This is a genomic window from Bacillus sp. SG-1, assembly GCF_000181495.1.
Classification (GTDB): Bacteria; Bacillota; Bacilli; order Bacillales; family Bacillaceae_B; genus Rossellomorea.
In genome coordinates this window covers 1-4,769 of the sequence record NZ_ABCF01000119.1, presented here as the reverse complement: position 1 = coordinate 4,769, position 4,769 = coordinate 1, and the positions used below count along the sequence as shown (strand labels likewise).

The 4,769-nt window shown below is 40.5% G+C and carries 4 protein-coding genes and 1 rRNA gene; 1 reads left to right on the top strand and 4 read right to left on the bottom strand.

Translation table 11 applies throughout. The annotated features are described in order from the left end of the window. A 16S ribosomal RNA gene (locus tag BSG1_RS18795) occupies positions 1–595 on the bottom strand; the annotation flags it as partial. Between the two features lie 562 nt (positions 596–1,157). Here BSG1_RS18795 and BSG1_RS21205 point away from each other — a divergent pair. Further along, the gene (locus BSG1_RS21205; RefSeq protein ID WP_006838821.1) at positions 1,158–1,334 is read left to right on the top strand and encodes a hypothetical protein; all 177 of its coding nucleotides are present in this window, start codon (positions 1,158–1,160) and stop codon (positions 1,332–1,334) included. 64 nt (positions 1,335–1,398) lie between these two features. On the opposite strand, the gene BSG1_RS18790 is transcribed toward BSG1_RS21205, so the two are convergent. From BSG1_RS18790 to BSG1_RS18780, 3 genes are all read right to left on the bottom strand, one after another. Further along, positions 1,399–1,965: a GNAT family N-acetyltransferase gene (locus tag BSG1_RS18790; RefSeq protein ID WP_006838820.1), complete on the bottom strand. Its 567-nt coding sequence runs from the start codon at positions 1,963–1,965 to the stop codon at positions 1,399–1,401. Positions 1,966–1,970: 5 nt separating this feature from the next. Continuing rightward, entirely contained in the window at positions 1,971–2,879 is a 909-nt protein-coding gene (locus tag BSG1_RS18785) for a DMT family transporter (RefSeq protein ID WP_006838819.1), read from the bottom strand. A 135-nt stretch (positions 2,880–3,014) separates the two neighbouring features. After that, positions 3,015–3,731 carry an MgtC/SapB family protein gene (locus BSG1_RS18780; protein ID WP_044023187.1) on the bottom strand — a complete coding sequence of 239 codons (717 nt, stop codon included), beginning with the start codon at positions 3,729–3,731 and terminating at the stop codon, positions 3,015–3,017. Positions 3,732–4,769 lie beyond the last annotated feature (1,038 nt).

Below are 4,769 nucleotides of genomic sequence, written 5' to 3'. Positions count from 1 at the left end.
CGCCTGCGCGCGCTTTACGCCCAATAATTCCGGACAACGCTTGCCACCTACGTATTACCGCGGCTGCTGGCACGTAGTTAGCCGTGGCTTTCTGGTTAGGTACCGTCAAGGTGCCGCCCTATTTGAACGGCACTTGTTCTTCCCTAACAACAGAGCTTTACGATCCGAAAACCTTCATCACTCACGCGGCGTTGCTCCGTCAGACTTTCGTCCATTGCGGAAGATTCCCTACTGCTGCCTCCCGTAGGAGTCTGGGCCGTGTCTCAGTCCCAGTGTGGCCGATCACCCTCTCAGGTCGGCTACGCATCGTTGCCTTGGTGAGCCGTTACCTCACCAACTAGCTAATGCGCCGCGGGTCCATCTGTAAGTGGTAGCTAAAAGCCACCTTTCCACTCTTCCTCATGCGAGGAAAAGAACTATCCGGTATTAGCCCCGGTTTCCCGGAGTTATCCCAGTCTTACAGGCAGGTTACCCACGTGTTACTCACCCGTCCGCCGCTGACATCAGGGAGCAAGCTCCCATCAGTCCGCTCGACTTGCATGTATTAGGCACGCCGCCAGCGTTCGTCCTGAGCCAGGATCAAACTCTCCGAAAGAAGTTTGACTTGCTCATTGATGCTGAAACTATGTTCAGCCTGCTAATTAAAGTATTAGCAACTTTGTAAGAATTAGCTTCTTACAAGAATTAACGTTGACGTTTTGTCTTGTTTTGTTCAGTTTTCAAGGTTCAATCTAAGTTCGCTGTGTTTCAAAAGCGACTTTATTATCATAACACTTCTTCGTTTCAGTGTCAAACACTTTTTAAAACTTTTTTTGTTGAAGTGTTTTGTTTTTCTGTCGTTTGCAGCGACGAATAATAATATATCATGATAATATTATTTACGCAACACCTTTTCAGTAATTTCTTTTAAAAAATTACTCTTTTGGCTAAACCATTGTTGTTTAAAGAACCTGATAGCTTATTTTCAGTGCATGTGACTGACTGCGTCTATTATGTTCCAAGCATCTCCCGTCCAAGAGAGAAGTTCGCACAGCATGCGGTATCTATAGCTAAAAACAACACTCCTTTAAGAATGCTGCGTTTTTAATACATAATTCTTTCTTTCCTTCATATATTTAATAGCAAACAATATCGCTGGAGAGGAGAACTTCTATTTCATGCTAGTAAATGCAGCACTTATTCTTTCTTTTATCATGGCTATATACTTATTTGCTTTTTCTTTTGTTCACGCCATCAAGATCAGCGAGTCTGAAACCGAGGTAAGAGGAGGAACATTCATCTTCTCTGTCATAATGGCATTCATTTTTTCGGGACTTACGTACATTTTTATATAATAAGAAAGAAAAATGAGGAAGGACGATCTTGTCCCTCCTCATTTTTTACTTTTCAAAAAAAACATTACTCCGTTATTCTTTGAAAGTCTTCTTTTAACAAGGACGACAGAGATGCATCAACGAATTTCCCTTTTTCGAAGAACCGCTGCCTCTGTGTTCCTTCATATATAAACCCACACTTCTCGAGAGCATTCCTTGAGCGATCATTCTCAGGATCATAAAAGGCCTCAATCCGATTGATCCCCATCTCTTCAAACGCAAATGTGAAGATTGCTAGTAACGCTTCGTGCATTATTCCTTTTCCCCAGTATTCCGGATTCAGTTCATATCCTGTTTCAACTTTATAATGTTCTGCTTCAATCTCATGAAACCCACAGCTTCCTATCAACTCATTATCCGGTTTCAGCGTGATGGCCCATCGAATCTGTTTTTGATTCTTGAAACCGAATGAGAGTTTTTCAATGAGCGCTTCTGCCTGGGATATGTCTGTGTATGATTCCAAGTCATAGTATTCTGTTACTCGATCATCAGAAAAATTCTCATAAATTTTATATGAATCTTCCATAGTGATCTCTCTCAAGCGCAATCTTTCTGTTTCAATTACCGGAAAAACTTCAAACGCATCTTCCATTATCTCTAACCTCCCTTCACTTGTAACGCTGTCAATTTCCTAATTTTCCTTTCTTCTTTAACGAATAAGAAGATTCCAAGCAAAATGATCCCTCCGCCGATCACCTGAGACATGATCACAGCTTCCCCCAATAAGAAATATGCCAATACCGAGGCCCCTATCGGTTCGAATAGGATGGCCATTGATATGGTTGAGGTACTCAGCCATTTTAAAGACCAATTGAAAAGGGTATGACCGAGTAAAGTTGGAATGATGGCGAGCAGCAGGAAGTAAATCCACTCTTCTCCCGGGTAGGGTCCAAGCTTTTCACCTTTTATAAGTACATAGAGAAATAGAACGATTGTACTCATAAGGTACACGATAAATGTATAGGTAACCAGAGACAGGCGCTTTCTTACGTTTTGACCAAAAAGTAAGTAAGCAGTGACCAACGCACAGGCCATCAGTGCCAGAAGATCTCCCCATAACGCCATTCCGCTTATACGGAAGTCCCCCCAGCTGATGACGACACTACCACTGATTGCAAGTGCTGCCGATAGTAAAGCTGACTTACTGAATTTCTCTTTAAAGAATAGATATGTTCCTAAAAAAGCAAATAATGGCTGCAGCGTGACCAGCACAGTAGAACTTGCCACAGATGTGTAATTTAACGATTCAAACCAGAGAATAAAATGAAAAGCAAGGAAGAAACCTGCCGCTACGGCATATCCCCAATCCTTCAATGTGATTTTTTTCAGTTCCTTCCTATACTTAATGAGAAATACGGGGGACATCAGCAATATGGTGAAAAGAAGCCTATAAAACGCAATCACCCCTGCATCCGCGCTGGAAACCTTGACTAATATGGCAGATGTCGAAACTGAGATCACGCCAATGACTAGAATGAAATATGGATTCATGCGGTACTCTTGCATCTTGACGACCTCCTATGGATAGGGCCTAATGGCACCTATATCTATTTTCTTTCAGCGGATTCTTAATTCTATACCCCTTATACGAAGTCCTTCATTTACATGAAAAAAATCGACCCTATAGCAGGTCGATTATTTTCAACTCCTTTTATTAACATTGGCCGACTTAACGAACTCCAAGCCTTGCAGGTTTTCCAGCAATCCTGCCACATGAACCGGACGCTTTGTTGAAATAGAAAGTGTATATATTAACAAAGGCCCTTCGTCCGTATTGTCTTCTTCAATATTGTATTGGCTGATTTCCAAGTCTTTAGAAGAAACCACATCGTTGATCTTACTGATATGTCCTTCCCCTTTATTAATGGTCAGAGTCAAAAGCAAATTATCTTTCCTATCAATTTTCTTTTTATACAATTTTTCAAAGCGATTTAGAAAGAATAAGGTAGTGACAATAATGATGGTCGCCAGCACAGCTTCATAATACATCCCGATGCCGACCACAATGCCCAGCCCTGCCACCACCCAGATACTTGCGGCGGTCGTCAGACCCTTTACAGTGATTCCACCTTGAACCAAGATAGTCCCCGCTCCGAGGAAACCGATACCTGAAATCACATAGGAAGGGATCCTGCTGGGATCAAAGCCCCTTAAATCTTCATGTGTTTTCAGATAATCTTCAAAGCCAAAAATCGATACCAGCATCAACATACAGGAACCAACACCAACCACAATGTGGGTTCTCAAACCCGCGGGATGGTTCTTGGCTTCCCGTTCTATCCCAATGATTCCACTTAATAGAACAATTACAAACAATCTTATAGTAGAAGTAATCATTTCATCCGAAAAAAATGCCATCGTTTCTCCTGCCTCTCCCTTATACAATCTTCATTAAACATCTTTTTACATTTTTTCATATTATTTAGCCTTATACGAAGCGGGTTAAACACTGTCCTTCAGAGAATCTCGTATGCACAGCATTCAGCCGGCAGTCGGGGTGTAAGAAGGAACTGTTCTTCAACTTCCATTCAAGAGAAAAGTGACAAGTCTTTAATTATGGCTTCTTTTTTTAAACTTTGTTGCTATTTAATATGAATTTCGAAAAAACTAGACAACATTTACACGACATACCCTGGTAAGCAAGGAAGAAAAGGTCTACTCTCACTGTTCAGAGAGAAAAACCTTGTAACCAGGGAAAAAATCCGGAATTAGGGATTTTTCCGAAAGCAACAATTTTACGAAAACAAGCCTTTATTATTTATATGCAGTTTTCTTTCCATCATTAAGATTATCGGTAATTATCTTTATCAAAATCTCTACTAGTGGGACGTATGAGAGACTGGCAGAGTTTATTCCAAAAGTGGCAGCAGGAGAACAAACTTTTACATGTAGAGTACCTTATGATCAAGAAAGGGAAATTTTCATTTTCCAGCCGTCTGATTCAATTTAATCCGGATACTCAAACCGTGATGATGATGACACAAAATCGGTTGTCTCCCTTCATTTAAATCAAATTGAAGACTTATTTCATTCTTAATCGAAAAGTCTGGTTATTAATTAATTTACAGTTGCAAATATATTATTTAGAGTTGAATGTTCAAGATACCCCGCGGAGTCAGAGGGAAGGATCGGAAATCAACTATCTCGTTCAACTGTCAAATATACATATAAAAAACTTTTTAATAATGTGCAGCTCTTTAAGCAGTAAGCTGTTTTCATTTCAATAACCCTGCAGTATGGTATTTTAAAGGAATACAAGCTTTGTGGAAATGATCATTTGATAAATATTGGAAACAGAGGTTATCTAACATAATCTTTGTGGCTTGATGGGCTGAAAGGCTTTAGGCAGAGGGTTCTAAGGAAGGATACATCCCTAAATGAGCCAAATCTCCGACC